Origin of the sequence: Desulforapulum autotrophicum HRM2 (assembly GCF_000020365.1) — a bacterium.
In the GTDB taxonomy this organism is placed as follows: domain Bacteria; phylum Desulfobacterota; class Desulfobacteria; order Desulfobacterales; family Desulfobacteraceae; genus Desulforapulum; species Desulforapulum autotrophicum.
The window spans coordinates 1499793-1518848 of the sequence record NC_012108.1 but is presented as its reverse complement, the minus strand read 5'-3'; the positions used below and the strand labels follow the sequence as shown (position 1 = coordinate 1518848).

At 51.3% G+C, this 19056-nt stretch carries 18 protein-coding genes; 15 read left to right on the top strand and 3 right to left on the bottom strand.

The features are described 5' to 3' along the window. Nucleotides 1-12 precede the first annotated feature (12 nt). From HRM2_RS27555 to HRM2_RS06595, 3 genes are all read right to left on the bottom strand, one after another. Nucleotides 13-270 carry a hypothetical protein gene (locus HRM2_RS27555; RefSeq protein ID WP_041273100.1) on the bottom strand — a complete coding sequence of 86 codons (258 nt, stop codon included), beginning with the start codon at nucleotides 268-270 and terminating at the stop codon, nucleotides 13-15. A gap of 417 nt (nucleotides 271-687) precedes the next feature. Beyond that, nucleotides 688-1947: a TIGR03790 family protein gene (locus tag HRM2_RS06600; protein WP_015903227.1), complete on the bottom strand. Its 1260-nt coding sequence runs from the start codon at nucleotides 1945-1947 to the stop codon at nucleotides 688-690. A 14-nt stretch (nucleotides 1948-1961) separates the two neighbouring features. Then, nucleotides 1962-3161 carry a putative sulfate/molybdate transporter gene (locus tag HRM2_RS06595; RefSeq protein WP_015903226.1) on the bottom strand — a complete coding sequence of 400 codons (1200 nt, stop codon included), beginning with the start codon at nucleotides 3159-3161 and terminating at the stop codon, nucleotides 1962-1964. 172 nt (nucleotides 3162-3333) lie between these two features. Here HRM2_RS06595 and HRM2_RS06590 point away from each other — a divergent pair, with 172 nt between their 5' ends. From HRM2_RS06590 to HRM2_RS06520, 15 genes are all read left to right on the top strand, one after another. Next, a complete protein-coding gene (locus tag HRM2_RS06590; RefSeq protein ID WP_015903225.1) occupies nucleotides 3334-3582 on the top strand; it encodes a hypothetical protein in 249 nt (82 codons plus the stop codon). A gap of 114 nt (nucleotides 3583-3696) precedes the next feature. Next, nucleotides 3697-5124, top strand: coding sequence for a sigma-54-dependent transcriptional regulator (locus tag HRM2_RS06585; RefSeq protein ID WP_015903224.1), 1428 nt, complete (start codon nucleotides 3697-3699; stop codon nucleotides 5122-5124). A gap of 320 nt (nucleotides 5125-5444) precedes the next feature. Beyond that, nucleotides 5445-6752, top strand: coding sequence for a KamA family radical SAM protein (locus HRM2_RS06575; protein ID WP_015903223.1), 1308 nt, complete (start codon nucleotides 5445-5447; stop codon nucleotides 6750-6752). A 100-nt stretch (nucleotides 6753-6852) separates the two neighbouring features. Then, a complete protein-coding gene (locus HRM2_RS06570; protein ID WP_015903222.1) occupies nucleotides 6853-7851 on the top strand; it encodes a D-alanine--D-alanine ligase family protein in 999 nt (332 codons plus the stop codon). Beyond that, nucleotides 7848-8867 carry a D-alanine--D-alanine ligase family protein gene (locus HRM2_RS06565; protein ID WP_015903221.1) on the top strand — a complete coding sequence of 340 codons (1020 nt, stop codon included), beginning with the start codon at nucleotides 7848-7850 and terminating at the stop codon, nucleotides 8865-8867. The genes HRM2_RS06570 and HRM2_RS06565 overlap by 4 nt, the downstream gene beginning before the upstream one ends. 41 nt (nucleotides 8868-8908) lie before the next feature. Next, the gene (locus HRM2_RS06560; RefSeq protein ID WP_015903220.1) at nucleotides 8909-11149 is read left to right on the top strand and encodes a GNAT family N-acetyltransferase; all 2241 of its coding nucleotides are present in this window, start codon (nucleotides 8909-8911) and stop codon (nucleotides 11147-11149) included. 244 nt (nucleotides 11150-11393) lie between these two features. Beyond that, nucleotides 11394-11969, top strand: coding sequence for a DUF4255 domain-containing protein (locus HRM2_RS06555; RefSeq protein WP_015903219.1), 576 nt, complete (start codon nucleotides 11394-11396; stop codon nucleotides 11967-11969). 86 nt (nucleotides 11970-12055) lie between these two features. Next, entirely contained in the window at nucleotides 12056-13153 is a 1098-nt protein-coding gene (locus HRM2_RS06550; RefSeq protein WP_015903218.1) for a hypothetical protein, read from the top strand. 23 nt (nucleotides 13154-13176) lie between these two features. Then, on the top strand, nucleotides 13177-15129 hold the full coding sequence (locus HRM2_RS06545) for a phage tail sheath family protein (protein ID WP_015903217.1): 1953 nt from the start codon (nucleotides 13177-13179) through the stop codon (nucleotides 15127-15129). Between the two features lie 99 nt (nucleotides 15130-15228). Next, on the top strand, nucleotides 15229-15660 hold the full coding sequence (locus tag HRM2_RS06540) for a phage tail protein (RefSeq protein ID WP_015903216.1): 432 nt from the start codon (nucleotides 15229-15231) through the stop codon (nucleotides 15658-15660). 21 nt (nucleotides 15661-15681) lie between these two features. Beyond that, nucleotides 15682-16131: a phage tail protein gene (locus tag HRM2_RS06535; RefSeq protein ID WP_015903215.1), complete on the top strand. Its 450-nt coding sequence runs from the start codon at nucleotides 15682-15684 to the stop codon at nucleotides 16129-16131. Nucleotides 16132-16155: 24 nt separating this feature from the next. Further along, nucleotides 16156-16317 (top strand): DUF5908 family protein, encoded by a 162-nt coding sequence (locus tag HRM2_RS26985; protein WP_015903214.1) that lies wholly within the window; start codon nucleotides 16156-16158, stop codon nucleotides 16315-16317. A 25-nt stretch (nucleotides 16318-16342) separates the two neighbouring features. Next, complete coding sequence (locus tag HRM2_RS06530) at nucleotides 16343-17020, top strand: CIS tube protein (RefSeq protein ID WP_015903213.1); 678 nt, start codon at nucleotides 16343-16345, stop codon at nucleotides 17018-17020. Then, nucleotides 17017-18765, top strand: a complete 1749-nt coding sequence (gene vgrG / locus HRM2_RS06525; protein WP_015903212.1) for a type VI secretion system tip protein VgrG — start codon at nucleotides 17017-17019, stop codon at nucleotides 18763-18765. The genes HRM2_RS06530 and vgrG overlap by 4 nt, the downstream gene beginning before the upstream one ends. Nucleotides 18766-18777: 12 nt before the next feature. Continuing rightward, nucleotides 18778-19056, top strand: coding sequence for a PAAR domain-containing protein (locus tag HRM2_RS06520; RefSeq protein WP_015903211.1), 279 nt, complete (start codon nucleotides 18778-18780; stop codon nucleotides 19054-19056).

The following is a 19056-nucleotide window of genomic DNA, read 5'->3' as shown; positions in this document are numbered from 1 at the left end:
TATATGAAACACTCACCGAAGCATTGTAAACAGAGGCGTTTCATCATTCGTTGTGGCCGGAGCCATACCTCGCTCCGGCCGTGCCGGTTTTATAAGAAACTCGCTTCGACCGACCGGCAGAAACGGGTGTTGCCCTTCACTCATTCTCACAGGCCGTCCATGGCCTGCTCCGAGGGAAATGGCAACTCCTTGGACCTCGTGTCCACCGTTGCCATTTAATCCGTTCAGTGCAACACCCGTTCCCACCGGCCTAATACTGTCGAGTTTCATGCTTCGTTGTGTCCGGCAGGACATGTGGGTTATATGAAACACCTACCGAAACATCATTGTAAAAGTCTCGACTTTCGAGCCCTCTTTGGTTTCCCTGACCGGAACATTGTAAACCAAAGGGGTAGGATTTTTGCCCTTCCAGGCGTTAAAAAGCGCAGGCTGTTTGAGGACTTTAGCCCGCAGTTCCTGCGCTTTAGTCTGGAAGGGCAAAAATCCCCCCGACGTTTACCGTTCCGGTCAGGGTAACCAAAGAGGGCGCAATGGTACGATCGCCTGGCCTGCATCATCGAGTTTCATGCTTCGTTGTGTCCGATAGGACATATGAATTTTTATATGAAACACTCACCGAAGCATTGTAAACAGAGGCGTTTCATCATTCGTTGAGGCCGGAGCCATAACGCGCTCCGGCCGTGCCGGTTATTTTCGAAATTTTTTATAGGGCCGATACAGGGGATCTCCCACCAGCACCATTTTCCACGAAACAAAGGGCAGGCTCACATAATAGCATTCCACCAGGGAGAGATAACCGTCGCAGAGCAGCCGGAAAAAAATCTCGGCATTGGGAAACGACTGGACATAGGGTTCACCCACGGGTCCCACGGTTGCGGCAATTCCCCTTTCAAGCATGCGCTTGCACCATACGTTGCTGGTTCCTGCCCTGAGGGTTGCACACTCGCTGCTTGCCACATGGAACCCCACGGCGCCCCGGTTCCAGGTAAAGGCGTCCACATAGTTGGCAAGGCTGTACCAGCCACAGTAAAGGGCTGCATTCGGGCATTCCCCGGGTTGAAACAGCCGTCCGGTGTCATCAATCACAACATTTTCGGCAAGTCCGCTTTGTTTAACGGCCCCTGCCGCAAGGTGGATCAACTTGTCGTTGAGGGCATAGCCGGACAAGGATTTGTCATTGGGAGGTTCTACCCACCTTGCATCAAAATAGCCGATACCGGCAAGACCGTTCGTTTCTGCATAAATCGAATCGGCAATCACCCGCTTCACGGTCCTAGCGTCCGGACCGTCCAATCGGCACACCATGGTGATGTCCGACTTTTTCAGTGGCATGGATTGATCCTTCAGGGGATAGTAAAAGGGGTTGGCGAGCCAGAATCCAAGGGGGTAGTCTTCCCTTGTTACCAGGGTGAGCTCTGAATCAAGGGCTGCCCATTTGTCATTTCGCTGATTAAACGACTTAAGCGACTGGTTGAGCTTTTTGAGCCTGGCAGTTAAACCGGTTTTCGACGGTTCATCGGTTTTCATGTCTGCCAGGCGTTCTTCAATACGTTTTTTCTCATTTTCAAACCGGTGAAGGGCAAGACTCTCTTCACCCACGGGGTCTGGCGGTGAAATTTTAAGGGGTATGCCGTACATGGTCACAAGGCATCGAATATTTTGCCCCTGTACACTGTCAAGGTAACGCCGAACAGGAACGGCCACCTTTTTAAGGTAAACCTCCCGTGTGCAGGTTTCTTTATCTGTCAGCCATAGGGTCAGCAGATTTTTTTTCGGAATCTTGCGCTGTTCCATGTAGTAGCGGGCAAGGCCCAGACTTTCAGAGGCGTTCTTATTGGCGATCACAAGAATTTCAGAAGGCTCAAGGGCCATTGCCGGGTAGACCAGAACAAACAGAGCCACAAGAAAAACAGATAAAAATACACAGACAGGAACGAACCGGTTCATGGAATTTTTCCCCTTTAAACGGCCATCCGGTCTGACTTCAGGGCATAGGAAAGTACGATTCCCACGATAAAGCCAACGGCAAGGTTGGATGCAAGGGTGATCCCCAGCATGATCAGAACCACAAACAGATCCTTGCGGTCGTTTATATCAAGGAGGGTGAGACTGAGCTGGCTTCCGGCAAAGATCAAAAGCACCCCGAGAACGGAAAAGGGAATCAGGTTGATCAGTCCAAGGATATGGGGACCAAGAAAAATGGCAAGCACAAGAAAAATCAGCCCGATCATGAGGTTGGAACCGGCCGTTCTGGCGCCGAACCGATAATGGGCCGCAAGCCCCCCTGCCCCGTGGCACAGGGGCATTCCCCCCACCATGAAACTCACAAGGTTGGCAAGACCCATGGAGATGCAAAGAGCCTTGTAGGTGACCCGTTTTGAGTTGTCGCCAAAATAATCCCGGGAGAGATCGGCATTGGCCACAACCGCGTTTCCAATGGTCATGGGCAACTGGGGAAGAACAAGGGCGATCAGAACAAACGAAAAATCAGCCCCCGAAGGAAAACCAAAGGGGAGGAGTTCAGGCATGAAGATTCCGGGTATAAACAGATTAAGACTGCCATGAATCCCCCAGACAAGCCCCAGGACAAAGCCGTATATGACCACCAGGATTCCTGCCGGGAACCTTTTATTATCAAGGAAAAAAAGGGTTATCACGGCACCGATGATCCCAATGACGATGCCCACGGGCATTCCAGCGAAGGCCTGTACGTTCAGATGGGGTTCAACCATTCCCTGGACAAGCTGGTACTTGGACGTACCGGCCATGAACCTCACCCCCTGGGCCATGAGAAGGGTTCCCGTGGCCATTTGAACTCCCCTGACCACGGATTTTGGAATATATTTACCCAGAAGCCCCATGGCACCCGTTCCCCCGAGCACCAGGAGAAAAAGACCGACCAAAAGCCCTGACGCCCCAATCTGGGAAGGGGTCAGGGAGGTGGCAACGGCATAGGCCCCGATAACCTTCATGGGCTGAACAGGAACCGTCACCCCATAGTAGACACCTGAAAAAAGATAAAAAAGACCCACTGAAAAGAACAGGCCGTGGGGGCTTAACCCATTGACCATTATCATGCCTATGGCAAGGGGAAGAATGGTTCCCAGATCCCCGAAGGACCCGGCAAGTTCCATGCGGTTGAACGAATAATGGTTTGCCATGGGGCTCCTTTCCTTTAAACTTGGTATTTAAACAGTCAAGGGATGATACCAGGGAGTCCCCGGGATTTCAATAGGAGAGACATTTCAAAGCGGTTCCCTGTTAGGGTCGTCAAAAGACCTCCCCACCCGACCCGACACGCTGCCTGGCACGAAATTTGAAGAGAAAATCATTATGCAGACCCAGGAAATAACCATTTACGGCATTGTCGTTCCAACGGACTGGGACGACCAGGGCAATATTCTCAAGATTGCCATTGCCACCTATGATGAGGGAAAAATCATCGTTGCCCCGGACGACAGGGGCCTTGCCCTCATGTCCTGCCTGAGAAAAACGGTGCAGGCCAGGGGAATACTCAGACAAAACAACGGCTCCCGGGAAATGGAAATCCACACATTTGCCATGGACCGTCGTCAACACTGACAGATGCTGATTCCCCGATTCCGGCCCAAGCCATACTGTGGAAGAAAGATTGGCGGCATGCACGCCATTTTTGATTGACAGTCAGGTCCCAGGACTGGTATTTCTTCACCCACCATGAAAAACATTCTGGTCCTATCAACCGACACAAATATTGTTCCTTCCATAGCTGAGGCGTTTTCCAAAGACGGCCGGGTCAGCCATGGGACTGATGTTGCATCCGGGGTAGCAGCCCATAACCGAAAGCCCTTTGACTATATCATTGTGGACATGGCGCTTCTTGCCGACTCCCCCGGGTCCAGGGATGTCAACCGGGTGACAAAGCCTTTTATGGCGACAAACCCACTGGTTCAGTTCATTGCCATGGCCCCCCGGGACCAGGTAAGACGTGTGGTAAAGGCCGTAAAAGAGTGGGCCGATGATTACATCACCACACCCGTGGATCCAGGGGAAATCAGGCTGGTTATCCAAGCGACAAACCACGCCATGGTCAAGGACCTGGAACTTGACTATCTCAGGGATCGGTTCTGGAAAACCGAATGGCTTGAGATCGTTCAATCCCGCAACGCCGCCATGCGAAAGGTGTATGATAACATCCGGTCCGTGGCACCGACCATTGCAACGGTGCTGTTGCTTGGGGACACGGGCACAGGCAAGGGGTTGTTTTCACGCCTCATCCATTGGCACAGCCTGAGATCAGAAAAACCGTTTATTGCGGTCCACTGCGGGGCCATTCCAGACACACTCCTGGAAAGCGAACTCTTTGGCCATGAACGAGGCGCCTTTACCGGTGCAGACCGCAGGAAACCCGGGAAATTTGAAATGGCCCAGGGCGGAACCATTTTTCTGGATGAAATCGGAACCATCACAGGTCCAGCCCAGATAAAACTGCTTCAGGTCCTCCAGGATGGCACCTTTTCCAGGGTGGGCGGAGAGCAGATCATGACGGCGGATGTGAGGATCATTGCCGCCACCAATGCAGACCTTGTCCAGATGGTCGAACAGGGAAAATTTCGAAAGGATCTTTATTACCGGCTCAACATATTCCCCATTGCACTGCCGTCCCTTAAGGATCGTCTGGAAGATCTGCCTTCCCTTGTGGACGTGCTGCTTGCCAAATTAAATGCCAAATATGGAAAAGGGATTTCCCGACTCCATCCCGCCGTGCACGAGGGATTCCAGGACTATGACTGGCCGGGTAATATCCGGGAACTTGAGAACCTCCTGGAACGGGCCTATATTCTTGAAACAGGACAGGTTCTGAGCCCTGAGAATTTCCCCCATGAAATGATGATGCACTCCTGGCAAACGGTTGCGCCGGCGTGTGACAACAAAGATCTCTGCCTTGCCGAAGCCCGTCACAGGGTCATCCATGAATTTGAACAGACCTATATCAAAAATCTTCTCAAACAGACCAGCGGCAAAATTACCCCGGCTGCAAAAAAAGCCGGCATCACCCCCAGGCAGCTCAACAGACTCATCCAGAGGTACAAAATCGATAAAAACGGGTTTAAATCCGATAAAAAAATGTCCACCACCCCCTGATCCTGAATCCATAAAAAAGGGACATCCCATGTCCTTTGCCTGCCTGTCCCGTCTTCAAAACCAGACTTTTTACTTCCAGTTGGACTGAAACCGAATCAGACCTTCCGTCCTTGATCGCAATATCAACCCAATAAAATAATTTATATGGGTTAACACTGAATAAAAACGCCTGTCCCGCCGGCATCCACAAATAAAATTATTCCCGGAAATAACAACAGGTATGATGTTTGCTATAGGAGCCCTTAAAAGAATCTTTTGAAAGATCCATTCACCCCAGGGGAAAGATTTTAAATCCATCCCCAGTAGACAAAGGAGACATCATGCATCAATCTGGTTATGCAACCCAGGAAACTCTTATTATGGAAGACGAAGAGCCTCCGAGCAGAGGTCATGTTCATACCCCCTCCCCGGCCCCTCCCCTGGCCAGCGCCTATGCTTTTAAACAAAACTTTCAAATACCTGCTGCAAGGATGCAACTGGTTCCCCAGAGCCCCAGAACCACACCGGCCACCCGGGCATTTCGGAAACAATTTTTTCCAAAGGTCCTGGACCGGGAGTGGAACGACTGGCAGTGGCAGATAGCCAACCGGGTCCGGACCCACGAACGACTCGGTCGGATGATATCCCTGTCCGAGGATGAGTTCATGGTCAACTCTGAATCCCAGCTGCCCTTGAGTATTACCCCCTATTATCTGAGCCTGATCTCACCCAACGATCCGGACCAGCCGTTGCGAAAATCAGTGGTACCCACGGTCCACGAATGGGTGAAGATGGGGTGTGAATCCGACGATCCTCTAGGTGAAGACCACCAGAGCCCGGTACCCGGCCTTGTTCACAGGTATCCGGACAGGGTGCTGTTTCTGCTGCTGGACTTCTGCTCGACCTATTGCCGTTACTGCACCCGGTCAAGGGTTGTGGGCCACGGTGGCATACTTGCCGGACGGGCACGTTGGGAAAAGGCCATTGAATATATTGCAAAAACGCCCACCATCCGGGACGTTCTTCTGTCCGGCGGAGATCCCCTGACCCTGAGCGACGACCGGCTGGAATGGGTTCTTTCCAGGCTGCGGAAAATCCCCCATGTTGAGATCATCCGCATCGGCACCAAGGTCACCACTGTTCTACCCCAGCGCATCACGCCGAAACTGGTCAAAATGCTCAAACGCTACCATCCCCTGTGGATGAGCCTTCATTTTACCCATCCCGACGAATGTACGCCGGAAGCTTACAAGGCCTGCACCATGCTCGCAGATGCAGGGATCCCGCTGGGCTCCCAGACGGTTCTGCTCAAGGGGATCAACGACAATGTCGAAACCATGGCCGACCTGATGCACCAGCTCATGAAAATGAGGGTCAGGCCCTACTATCTGTACCAGTGTGACCCCATCACAGGTTCGGGTCATTTTCGAACATCCATTGACAAGGGCCTTGAGATCATCCATGGCCTCAGGGGCTTCACATCAGGCTATGCCGTTCCGACCTATGTGGTGGATGCCCCCGGCGGCGGCGGCAAAATCCCCCTGATGCCCGATTATGTAAAGGAACACACCCGGGAAACGCTTGTTCTGACCAACTACGAGGACAAAACCTTTTGTTACCCGGACCCGGTATCAAGCCCCATTTTCTAACCGACACGGCCGGAGCCAAGTATAGCCCCGGCCACAATAAATGATGAACCCCCTCTGGTTACAATACGTCGGTGGGAGTGTCATATCTGAGGAGAAAAAAATGATCATCGGAATCACCTATGACCTGCGCCAGGATTATCTGGACATGGGATACACAGAGCTTGAAACGGCGGAGTTTGACTCGGTCGAAACCATTGAAGCCATTGAAACCACCCTTCAGGGTCTGGGCCATGAAACCCGGCGTATCGGTAACGCCATCAGACTCACGGAACGACTTGTCCAGGGTGAACGATGGGACCTTGTGTTTAACATTGCCGAAGGGCTCCATGGCATTGGCCGGGAAGCACAGATCCCTGCCATCCTTGACCTTTACAACATTCCCTACACCTTTTCTGACCCCATGGTCATGGCTGTGACCCTTCACAAGGGAATGACCAAGCACATTATCCGGGATGCAGGGCTTGCCACGGCTGATTTCAAGGTGGCAAACTCGGCCCGGGATGCCTGGAACCTCCCGTTTGATCCACCGTTTTTTGTCAAACCCGTGGCAGAAGGAACGGGAATGGGCATAACGGCTAAATCCCTAGTTAAAAATGCACTGGACCTTCCCGGGGTGTGCCAGGAATTGGTTGAGCAGTTCCACCAACCCGTGCTCATTGAAGAATTTCTCACCGGTCGTGAGTTCACCGTGGGCATTGTGGGAACGGGTACCAGGGCCCAGGTCATGGGAACCATGGAGATTATCGTGATTTCCAGCAAAAAAGATGAGGTGTACTCGTTTGAAAACAAGGAAGGGTGGAAATCCAAGGTTCAGTATCTGCCCCTCAGCCCTGGGACAGATCCCCTGATCCAGGCCGTTGAAGACCTGGCCCTTTCTGCCTGGAAAGTGCTGGGATGCAGGGATGGAGGACGAATTGACATCCGGTGCGACGCCGCTGGACGCCCCAGCTTTATCGAGGTGAACCCCCTGGCAGGACTTCGGCCTGAATATTCAGACCTTCCCATTGTATGCCAATTTTTTGGGACATCCTATGTCCAGCTGATTGAACTGATCCTGGAATCAGCCATGGAAAGGGTACCTGTCCTGGAGACAGCATGAACAAAACCATTGCCATTGTACACAACAGGATAAACAACGGCTCTTTACCCGATGAAATTGATGTCCTCGTACAGGTTGATGCCGTATCTCAGGCCCTCTCAGGCCTGGGATATGAACCCATTGCTGTACCCTGCGACCTTGACCTTAACGCCCTGAAGCAGACCCTGACAGCCATGAAACCAGCTGTTGTGTTTAACCTTGTGGAATCCCTGGACGGTCATGGACGGCTGATTCAGGTGGTTCCAGCCCTTGTGGAAGCTTTGGGGTATGCCTGTACCGGATGCCCGGCTGAGGCGATTTATCTCACCTCCCACAAGGTCATGGCCAAAGAACGAATGCGCAGTCTTGGACTGCCCACTGCCGACTGGATAAATCCCGTGCCCCTTGACATTCCCTGGCAGGGGGCAGCAGACCTTGGACCGACCGGCACCTGGATCATCAAATCCCTTTGGGAGCATGCCTCCCTGGGGCTTGAACTGGAGAACCTGGTGAAGGGCAACAGCCGTGAAATTGCAGCCCTTCTGCCAGACAGGGCCAGCGCCCTTGGTGGGGCATGTTTTGCCGAACAATTCATACAGGGAAGGGAGTTCAACCTCTCGTTGATGGATACGGACAAGGGCGTGAGGGTGCTTCCCCCTGCTGAAATCATATTCAAGGGGTTTGACCACGACCAGCCAAAAATTGTAGGATACCGGGCCAAGTGGGTCCAGGATGCGGCTGAATATCACAACACCCCAAGAAGCTTTGACTTTTCGCCCAAGGATGCACCCCTTATTGCAAACCTTGAACGTCTATCCCTTGGGTGCTGGCACGGCTTTGGCCTCAGGGGATACGCCCGGGTGGATTTCAGGGTGGACGACCTTGGCAATCCCTTTATACTTGAGGTGAACACCAACCCCTGCATATCACCGGATGCGGGATTCTGCGCAGCCCTTGAACAGGCCGGAATCTCCCATGGGCAAGGTATCCATATGATATTAAAACAAAGCTCCCAGCCAATCCCGGCCATGGGATGACCTGAAAGGGGGACCTTTTGATGTTCCCTTAAAAGAGGAAAATGTTTAGAATAAGACGAATTTTTGACGATGTGATTCCCGTAAACCGGGACGCCCTTGTCCAGGTGAGGGAAATCCTAAAGAGACGCTTTTCACAGGCATCTGAAACAGAGATTGACCATATTGGAGACAAGCTTAGAAACCCCTTTACCTTAAGATTCAGACCCATTCTCTTTGTGGCGGAGAATATGCGCCACAAGGTGATGGGCTTTGCCATGGTTCTCCATGAACCTGAAATCGACTTCTGCTATCTGGACTGGATCGCAACGGCAAACGCGAGCCTCAGGGGCGGGCTTGGCAGCGCCCTTTATGAACGGGTCAGAAGCGAGTGTTCCGCCCTGGGCGTGGGTGGTCTTTTTTTCGAATGCCTTCCCGACACGGACATCACCTGTGATCAAGATTCGCCAAAAGAAAACATTGCCCGACTTCGATTCTACGAACGTTACGGAGCAAGACCCCTGGTGGGAACCGCATATGAAACGCCGGTCAAGGAGGGTGACACCTGCATGCCGTTCCTGGTCTATGACGGCCTGGGCCGGGATAAACCACTGGGCAGGGACTATGCCCGCCGGGTGGTCCGGGCCATCCTGGAGCGCAAATATAAAGATGTGTGTCCCCAGGAATATGTGGAGCTTGTGGTGACATCCATCCGGGACAATCCTGTTAAACTTCGGCCGTTCTGCCATGTCAAACCGGAAAAGGCCCAGAACACGGTCAACCCAAGCTTTACAGAAAAAATTGCCCTGGTAATTAACGAACGCCATGAAATCCTCCACATCCACGAGCGGGGGTATGTGGAATCCCCGGTCCGGGTGAGGAGTATTTTAACCCACCTGGAAAAAAGCGGTCTGTTTGAATCCATGGCAACACAAGATTTTCCAGATACCCATATCCTTGCGGTCCATGACGCCGATTTTATCGCCTACCTTGCCCGGGCATGCGAAGAGGTCAGCCCGGGGAAATCCCTTTACCCCTATGTGTTCCCCATCCGAAACAAGACCCGGCCCCCAAGGGAAACCACCGTACTTCCGGGCTATTATTGCATTGACACCTTTACGCCGATCAACCGCAATGCCTTTCCAACGGCCAGGAACGGCGTGAATGCGGCCCTGACCGCAGCCCATGCCCTTGTGGACGGCCGCAGGATCGCCTATGCCCTGGTGCGACCGCCCGGACATCATGCCGAAAAAAGGGCCTTTGGCGGATTCTGCTACATGAACAACACAGCCATTGCAGCCCAGTATCTGAGGGGGCACGGCCGTGTTGCCATCCTGGACATTGACTACCACCATGGAAACGGTCAGCAGGATATCTTCTACAACCGGTCTGACATCCTCACCGTCTCCATCCATGGTCATCCAAGCTTTGCCTACCCCTATTTCACAGGTTTTGAAGACGAAACAGGTGAAGGGGAAGGGGCAGGATTCAACCTCAATTTTCCCCTTGAAGAGAAGATCACCCCAAAAGAGTACCGTATCACCCTGGCAAAGGCCCTGAGGCGTGTTGCACAGTTTGAGCCCGATTTCCTGGTAATTGCCCTTGGGCTGGATACGGCCCGGAATGACCCCACCGGCACCTGGTCGTTGACCCCGGCGGACTTTAAGGCAAACGGGCGGATGATTGGTGAAACCGGACTGCCCATCCTGGTGGTCCAGGAGGGCGGATACAAAACCCGAAGCCTTGGCATCAATGCCCGAAATTTCTTCCAGGGAATGGCTGAAGTGATCTTCAGGGTCACCGGCCGAAAGACCCTGTACGATCTAAGGCATAAGGGTCTGACGTTGCGGTATGAACCCCTGCCCGAAGACAGAATCCAGATTGAACAGCTGGTGGAAGCAACCGGTTTTTTCAGACCCGACGAGGTAAAAATTGCCGGCGAGCTGGTGGGGGAACGCCTTGAACAGGGCGCGGCAAGCGGGTATTACTTTGTCATTGCCCTCAAGGCAGGCAAAGTCATTGGATACGGCTGCTACGGCCCCATCCCCTGCACCCTCAAAAGCTACGATATATACTGGATTGCCGTGTCACCGGACCTCCAGGGTCAGGGGCTTGGAAAAATTCTCCTGCTTGAGATGGAACGTCTCATTGCCGAAGCAGGGGGTGGTGGAATTTATGTGGAAACCTCCATGCAGCCTGGATATGCAACCACCCGATCGTTTTACGAACGATTCGGTTACTCCTGCAAGGCCGTGCTCGATAATTTTTACGGACCAGGGGATGGAAAGGGAATTTATTGCAAATAAACAGCCCCCCGCCGGCCCAAACCGGTGGGGGAAAATACCCCCCCACGGAAAAGAATTCTGACCAAAGAATACAACATAAAAGCGACCTAGGATTATATCTTGACACAGCAATAAAAACTCAATAGACTTAATAAACTTCTATAATTTAGAATAAATTTTGAAACGATATCGGCTTTTCATTCAATCCATTAGCCCAGGATCACCCAGGATTCGCATTACCGATGACTATGGGAGTTTTTAAGGCATGATCGATAAGTCATTAGAGATACTTAAAAAAGCCGTACACAATTATCTGACAGGCCTTCCCCAACTGAACATCACCAGTGAATCCACCATCCATTTAACCCATGTGGCAAACCCTGACGGAACCTTGGCTATTAACGACGATTCACTGGCAATGACCCTTGTTAACATTGAAGAAGAACGGACAATCAAATCCCAGATCCCTTTCATCAAAACCCCGGATGGCAGAATTATCCATGTGAACCCGGAAATCAAGCTCAATCTCTCTGTGCTTGTCAGTGCAAATTTCACCAATTACAAAACCGGCCTTGAATACCTATCCGGGGCCATCCATTTTTTCCAGAGTAAAAATGTTTTCACCCCCCAGGACACGCCAGACCTCGATCCGTCCATTGAAAAACTGATCGTAGAAATGGATTCCCTGAATCTGGAACAGCAGCATCATTTGTGGGGCCTGCTGGGTGCCAAGTACCTTCCCTCTGTGCTGTACAAAATAAGACTGATTGTAATCCAGGAAGCCCAGGCCTTTGACGAGACCGGGCCGATTTCAGGTATTGACATCATTGAAACACCGTAATCTGTACCGAGATATTTTTTTCGACATTTGATACACCGATTGTAGCAATTGAGAGTTAAAGAATCCGTTTAAATAGAGGTGATAACATGCAGATCGCCTATGATAACCTGTTTCATGTAAAGATCTCCCACAGCTACTACCCGAAGAATGGTCCCCACTGCCTGGCCGCGGATCTTTGCATATTTCCGTCGTCCTCCTGCCTTGAAAAAATGAAAGATCTCGGGCTGCTATTCAAACCCACCCCCCATGGATTTACGGTAATCTATGAAGCAGACAAAACCCCTGAAGGAAAGTTCAGCCCCCGCAGACCCATTACAGACCCGATGAAATTCACCTTTTACCTGGTTCAGAAAAATCCTTGTCTGCTGAATTTCTCAGACCTTCCCCTGCCCTCTCCCAAATCCCAGGTGATCTACCGGATGCACAACCGCCAGGACAGTGTCCGCCACAACCAGTTGCTATTAACCGCCCATGGGGACAGTCAATTTTTAACGGCCGAGGATCAAATCCAGCAAAAACCCGGGAGGTTTACACTCTCCTTTGAGACCAACAAGGCCTCCGTTTATATGGAACTCAAAAATGAACTGGGAGATCATGTGAAAGGAGAAAGGATTTTTCCACAAAAAAACAGGGTCAATCTTCCAGTGATGCTGCAGGCCCATCCTCCCGGAACATATACGCTCTTTTTGGATGGGGAGAAAAACAGCACCTTTTATGTGGATGATGAAATCAAAGGGCGGAATATTTTTGGTGTTGTTGAAATTTTCCATTCCAGTGGCGTTATTGAGCCTTACCGGTTCATGGACGCAAACAACCTTGCGACCACAAAAGACTATACGATCAACATCAACCAACGCAGGGTGTTCTGGAAATATTATGTGGTTAAAAAGCACCAAAAGACAATTGATTCAAAGGATCTTGCCATCACATCTCCCACAACAGACTTAGGCTTTACCCGACTCCCGGATATAACCCTTTCCAACGGTTTGACGGCGGCACCGTTTGTTTCTGATTCCAGCTATCAAATGTCTGCCACCCCCAGAAAAGGCATCACATTGACCAAAACCAATGGAAACGGCGATGGCGCTTTTGAAATTGAAAACCTGGCAAACGCAACCCCCATGAACCTTAAGCCGGATAAGGACAATGATTCGTATTATTCGGAAATTTTCATATATATTTAATCTCAAACAGGGAGGAATACCCCATGGCAACGTACAAGACCCCCGATGTTTATATCAAAGAGATATCCCTGTTTCCGCCCTCAGTTGCAGAGGTGGAAACAGCCGTGCCGGCCTTTATCGGCTACACGGAAAAAGCACAGAAGCTAGTGCCTGAAGATCTCCTGAACCAGCCCACCAAGGTGACCTCACTGCTTGACTTTCAGGAACTTTTCGGTGGTCCTCCCCCGGTGGATATACAGGAGGTTGTCCTTGATGAAAACAATGTGGTGGCTTCAAAAACATTAAATGCCGAATTTTACATGTACGACAGCCTGCGCCTGTTTTTTAAAAATGGCGGTGGCAAATGCTACATCATTTCCATCGGCTCCTATACGGCCACCATCACTAAATCACATTTTGAAACCGGACTTGAAAAGCTTAAAAAAAAGGATGAACCCACACTTATTTTATTTCCGGATGCGGTCCTGTTTGGAAACGACAATCTGTACACCATCCAGCAGCTTGCCCTGGAGCAGTGCAATACCCTGCAAGACAGGTTTTGCATTTTTGATCTGCTTGAATCAAAATCCGGGGATCCTGGATTTGACTGGGAAAAGGGCCGGGATGAATTCCGCGATAAAATCGGAATCAACTATTTAAAATATGGGGCGGCCTATACCCCCTGGCTGAAAACCAACCTGGGAATCACCATCAATTACCGTGATATCAAGGGAAAAATCATGCGAGGCGGTCAGGCCGTGAGCCTGGATGTTTTAACCAATGACACCGATGTTCAGCAAACCGTCACCAACCTGGACAATGCCGTTGCAGACCTGGACCAGATCACCTTGGATATAAGCGGGTTGAAAGGGGGAGAAAATTCCATCAAGGCCCGATATGCAAGCCTCAAGGATGCATTTAAACTCGCACCCGGGGATGTGACATTTAAAGCCTTGTTTAACCTAATCTACGACATGGTCGATAAAATCGACGAGTGGGCGGCCAAGGCAAACCTTATCAAGGGAAGCAAGCTGATCACGGACATTGAAAGCCTGATCTCCAATGCCCTAAAAGCCTCAATGGAAACCCTGATTGGCTACGACAAAAGTGCGGACGACCAGTTGACCGGAGCCTATGACCTTTACAGTGCCTATGATCCAGTGGAGACAGCCCAATGGGGAAACATTTTCACCGCTGCCAACACCGTGGCTGCGGTGAATATCTACGGTACGGGCACAGATGCCGCAAAAATGAAAACTGCAGAACCTTCCATCACCTTGATTTTTCACCAGGTCAATGCGGCTGTCAGCAAAGTCATGGAGACGGCCAGTACCTATGAGACCACCTACGGAAAAAACCTTTACGACACCCACACGATTTACAAAACCACCATTACCACATTGAGCGACACCATGACCGTGCTGCCCCCCAGTGGTGCCATAGCCGGCATTTATGCCATGGTGGATACAAACAGGGGGGTCTGGAAAGCACCTGCAAACGTCAGCCTATCCAACGTTCTTGAACTCACCGAAACCATTGACAACAAGGAACAGGAGGATTTAAACGTTGACGTTACCGCCGGAAAATCCATCAACGCCATCCGGGGATTTACCGGCAAAGGCATTCTGGTATGGGGAGCAAGAACCCTGGCCGGCAACGACAACGAGTGGCGCTATATTTCCGTCCGCCGTTTCTTCAACATGGTCGAAGAATCCATCAAAAAATCAACCTACTGGGCCGTGTTCGAGCCCAACGACGCCAACACCTGGATCAAGGTCAAGGCCATGATCGAAAATTATCTGGTTCAAAAATGGCGTGACGGTGCCCTGGCAGGAGCAAAACCCGGGCACGCTTTTTTCGTCAATGTGGGGCTGGGAGTCACAATGACGGCCCAGGACATTCTGGAAGGCCGGATGAACGTGGAAATAGGCATGGCCGTAGTTCGCCCGGCTGAATTTATTATTCTCAAATTCGCCCATAAGATGCAGGAGTCATAACCCTTCCTCCGGGAATGGTGACATGGCAGATACAGGTTAAAACAACAAACAGCAGACATAAGAGACTATAACCGAAAATTTGATTATAAGGTGGTTAACATGGCAGATTATCCTTTACCGGTTTTTCATTTTCAGGTGGAATGGGGCGGAACCCTTCTGGGTTTTTCCGAGGTATCGGGCTTAAATATCGAAACCCAGGTAATCGAATACCGGGACGGATTGAGTCCCGAATATTCGGTCAGGAAAATGCCCGGCATTCCAAAATTCGGCAATATCACTCTGAAACGGGGCATTTTACCCAATGACAATGAGTTTTTCACATGGGTGAATGCCACCGCCCTGAACAAGGCTGAACGAAGGGATCTGATCATCAGCCTGCTCAATGAAAAACATGAACCGGTCATGACGTGGAAAGCGGTCAATGCCTTTCCCGTTAAAATTGAAGGCCCGGGATTGAAAGCTACGGGCAACGAGGTGGCCATCGAATCTCTGGAGGTTGCCCATGAGGGGCTGACCATTGAAAACGGTTGATAAACAACAGGATAAATGACCATGGCAACCGACTACCCACCCGTGGGATTTCATTTTAATGTGGCGTTCGGGTTTCTTCCTGGGGACAGTAAGGATGCCCGGTTTCAGGAAGTCGGTGGCCTCACCTCCGAGCTGGGCATTGAAGAGGTTGTGGAGGGTGGAGAGAACAGATTCTCCCACCGCCTCCCTACCCGGGGAAAATTTGGAAACCTGATACTGAAACGAGGGTTGCTGTCCGACTCTCAACTGATCAGCTGGTGCAAAAACGCCATTGAAAATTTTTTATTTGCACCGGCCACGGTCAACGTGACCTTACAGAATGAAAATCACGAACCCCTGGCAGACACCTACAGTTTTGTGAAAGCCTGGCCGGTCAAGTGGTCCGTGTCCGATTTCAAGGCCTCGGATAACGCCATCGTGGTGGAGACCCTGGAGCTGGCCTACACGTACTTTACACGAATCAAACGCTAACCCAATGGATTGGAATGTGAGGATATGCCTTTAGAGATCAGAGAGCTTTTCATTAAAGCCACCATACGTGAAACCACCAAGACGGATCGATCCCCACAGGTCAGTGATGTCCTTGACAAACAGGAGGTGATCGCCGATTGTGTGGAGGAGGTCATGCGGATTTTAAGGGAAGAAAAAGAACGGTAATACAATCAGACGGAGATGGGCGACCATGGAAGGTGAACTGAAAAAATTAAAAATCGAAGCCTACGCAAGTATTGATTACGGAGAATCTGACAAGATCGGGGAATTCCAGGTGATGTTTAATCCATCCACCTACTCGAGAAAGTATGAAATAAAGTATGACTCAGCCTCGGGCAAGGGAACCACAGGCAGCAACCAGAAGTTTGAGTTGATCCCCCCCCAGGAATACAGCTTTGATTTCCTGTTCGATGGCACAGGAGCCTCCGCCGGACTTCAGGACGTCACCGAAACCATTGAAAGGTTTCTGGAGCTGGCAGCCAAAATAAACAGCGACACCCACCGGCCCAACTATCTTAAAATCTCCTGGGGAAGCCTGATCTCCGAATGCATCCTCAAATCCGCCGAAATCAGCTACACCCTTTTTAAGCCGGATGGATATCCCCTCCGGGCCAAGTTAAAGGCCATATTTGCCGAAAATGTGGACGATCAAAAACGGGCGGCAGAAGAGGGAAAAAACTCTCCGGACCTGACCCACTACCGGCAGGTCAAAAAGGGAGATACCCTTCCCCTCATGGCCTATCGCATCTATGGAAACCCCGCCTATTATCTGGAAGTGGCCAAGGCGAATCACCTGACAAACTTTAGAAGACTAAAGGTAGGGGACACCCTGCGGTTTCCCCCCATTAACCAACGGGCAGGTTTATGACCGACAAAAGAATCATACCCACACCGGCACCGTCGGATCTTTCCACCATCAAGATCCTCACCAACGGTCAGGAAATCACGGGGGAATACCATGTGGTTTCAGTGGTGGTTACCAAGGAAATCAACCGAATTCCCCACGCACGACTGGTCCTTCTTGATGGCGATGCAGCCAGTGAAGATTTTGCCATAAGCAACGCCGAGGCATTTGAACCGGGAAAAGAAATAGAGATTCTGGCCGGCTACCACTCGGACGAAGAGACCATTTTCAAGGGAATTGTCACCCGGCACGCCATCAAAGCGCGTCACAAAAAATCATCGGTTCTGGAAATCGAATGCCGGGACCTTGCCTCCAAAATGGCCATAACCAGGAAAAACGGCTATTACACCGACGTCACAGACGCTGAAATTATAGTGGAAATTATCGAAGAATTCGGCCTTGAAGCCGATGTGGAGGAAACCGAGACCCAGCACAAGGAAATGGTCAAGTTCAACGCCATGGATTGGGATTTTGTTCTTGCCCGGGCCCGGGCCAATGGTCTCCTGGTGATAACCGATGATGGCAAGATCAGTGTGAAAGCTCCGGATGCCGAACAGGAGCCCATTCTGAATCTGGTTTACGGATCAACCCTGATGGCGTTTGAAGCGGAAATGGATGCCAGGAGTCAGTTTTCCCAAATAAATACCCAGGCATGGGATTACGCGGGCCAGGAGATGATTGAAGAGAAGAGTGATCCCCCTTCCCTGCCGGACCAGGGAAATCTGGATGCAGACGCCCTTGCCAAAGTGATGGCCATTTCAACCTTTCCCATGCGCCATGGGGGAAAAAGGACCGATGCTGAACTCAAAACCCTGGCCGATGCCTGCCTTCTTCAAAGCAGGCTTTCAAAAATCATCGGACGGCTAAAGTGTCAGGGATTTGCGGGGGTCAAACCCGGTCATCTGGTCAGCCTGAACGGCGTGGGAGACCGTTTCAACGGCACCGCATTTATCACCGCCGTAAGGCAGGTGGTCCACACCGATAATTGGGAGACGGACTTGCAATTCGGACTTTCTCCTGAATGGTTTACCCCCCGGAGGGATATTGCTGAGCCGCCGGCGGCAGGCCTGGTGCCGGGGGTCAATGGGCTTCAAATCGGGGTGGTCACACAGTTGTCAGAAGACCCGGACGGTGAGGACCGGGTAATGGTCCGCATGCCCATGGTTGACCCCGAGGCCGAGGGCATCTGGTGTCGCGTGGCAAGCCTGGACGCAGGGGAAAACAGAGGGGCCTTTTTCAGGCCCGAAATCAATGACGAGGTGGTGTTGGGATTTATCAATGACGACCCCCGGGATCCAGTGATTCTGGGGATGCTCAACAGCAGCGCAAAACCCGCTCCCATAACCGCCTCCGATGACAACCATGAAAAGGGGTTTGTTACCCGCGAAGGGCTGAAATTCATCTTTAACGATGAGAAAAGAAGCATCACCTGTGAAACACCCAACGGAAACATGATGGTGCTCAGCGACGACGAGGGCACTATTGTCATGGCAGATGAAACCGGCAACAAAATCAAAATGAGTGCCGACGGCATACTTATGGAGAGTGCCGTGGATATCACCATCAAGGCCACCGGGGATATCAACCTGCAAGGCCTTAATTTAAAACTGGCCGCGGACGCAGAATTCAAGGCCGAAGGTGCCGCCGGTGCCGAAGTCAGCACAGGAGCAGTGGCCATTTTAAAGGGGTCTTTGGTAAAAATCAATTAAAACGGAGCAGATATGCCATCCGCAGTCAGAGTAGGAGACACGACCACCCACGGCGGAACCGTTATAGGTCCTGGAGAAGCAACAGTCCTGATTGGTGGAATGCCCGCGGCCGTGCTTCTTGACAATCATGTGTGCTCACTGCCTCCCAATGTGCATCAGCCCACAGTCAGCCCGTTTCCATCGGGAAGCGCCACGGTGATGATCGGAGGAAAACCTGCCATACGCCAGACAGATACCTGCCTGTGCGGGGCCATGGCAGCCGTGGGGGAACCAACGGTGCAAATGGGTTAG

What these genes read in the sequence shown, in the direction of transcription:
- HRM2_RS27555 (WP_041273100.1), bottom strand. Translation starts at nt 270, where the DNA reads ATGAAACTCGACAGTATTAGGCCGGTGGGAACGGGTGTTGCACTGAAC.
- HRM2_RS06600 (WP_015903227.1), bottom strand. Translation starts at nt 1,947, where the DNA reads ATGAACCGGTTCGTTCCTGTCTGTGTATTTTTATCTGTTTTTCTTGTG.
- HRM2_RS06595 (WP_015903226.1), bottom strand. Translation starts at nt 3,161, where the DNA reads ATGGCAAACCATTATTCGTTCAACCGCATGGAACTTGCCGGGTCCTTC.
- HRM2_RS06590 (WP_015903225.1), top strand. Translation starts at nt 3,334, where the DNA reads ATGCAGACCCAGGAAATAACCATTTACGGCATTGTCGTTCCAACGGAC.
- HRM2_RS06585 (WP_015903224.1), top strand. Translation starts at nt 3,697, where the DNA reads ATGAAAAACATTCTGGTCCTATCAACCGACACAAATATTGTTCCTTCC.
- HRM2_RS06575 (WP_015903223.1), top strand. Translation starts at nt 5,445, where the DNA reads ATGCATCAATCTGGTTATGCAACCCAGGAAACTCTTATTATGGAAGAC.
- HRM2_RS06570 (WP_015903222.1), top strand. Translation starts at nt 6,853, where the DNA reads ATGATCATCGGAATCACCTATGACCTGCGCCAGGATTATCTGGACATG.
- HRM2_RS06565 (WP_015903221.1), top strand. Translation starts at nt 7,848, where the DNA reads ATGAACAAAACCATTGCCATTGTACACAACAGGATAAACAACGGCTCT.
- HRM2_RS06560 (WP_015903220.1), top strand. Translation starts at nt 8,909, where the DNA reads ATGTTTAGAATAAGACGAATTTTTGACGATGTGATTCCCGTAAACCGG.
- HRM2_RS06555 (WP_015903219.1), top strand. Translation starts at nt 11,394, where the DNA reads ATGATCGATAAGTCATTAGAGATACTTAAAAAAGCCGTACACAATTAT.
- HRM2_RS06550 (WP_015903218.1), top strand. Translation starts at nt 12,056, where the DNA reads ATGCAGATCGCCTATGATAACCTGTTTCATGTAAAGATCTCCCACAGC.
- HRM2_RS06545 (WP_015903217.1), top strand. Translation starts at nt 13,177, where the DNA reads ATGGCAACGTACAAGACCCCCGATGTTTATATCAAAGAGATATCCCTG.
- HRM2_RS06540 (WP_015903216.1), top strand. Translation starts at nt 15,229, where the DNA reads ATGGCAGATTATCCTTTACCGGTTTTTCATTTTCAGGTGGAATGGGGC.
- HRM2_RS06535 (WP_015903215.1), top strand. Translation starts at nt 15,682, where the DNA reads ATGGCAACCGACTACCCACCCGTGGGATTTCATTTTAATGTGGCGTTC.
- HRM2_RS26985 (WP_015903214.1), top strand. Translation starts at nt 16,156, where the DNA reads ATGCCTTTAGAGATCAGAGAGCTTTTCATTAAAGCCACCATACGTGAA.
- HRM2_RS06530 (WP_015903213.1), top strand. Translation starts at nt 16,343, where the DNA reads ATGGAAGGTGAACTGAAAAAATTAAAAATCGAAGCCTACGCAAGTATT.
- vgrG (WP_015903212.1), top strand. Translation starts at nt 17,017, where the DNA reads ATGACCGACAAAAGAATCATACCCACACCGGCACCGTCGGATCTTTCC.
- HRM2_RS06520 (WP_015903211.1), top strand. Translation starts at nt 18,778, where the DNA reads ATGCCATCCGCAGTCAGAGTAGGAGACACGACCACCCACGGCGGAACC.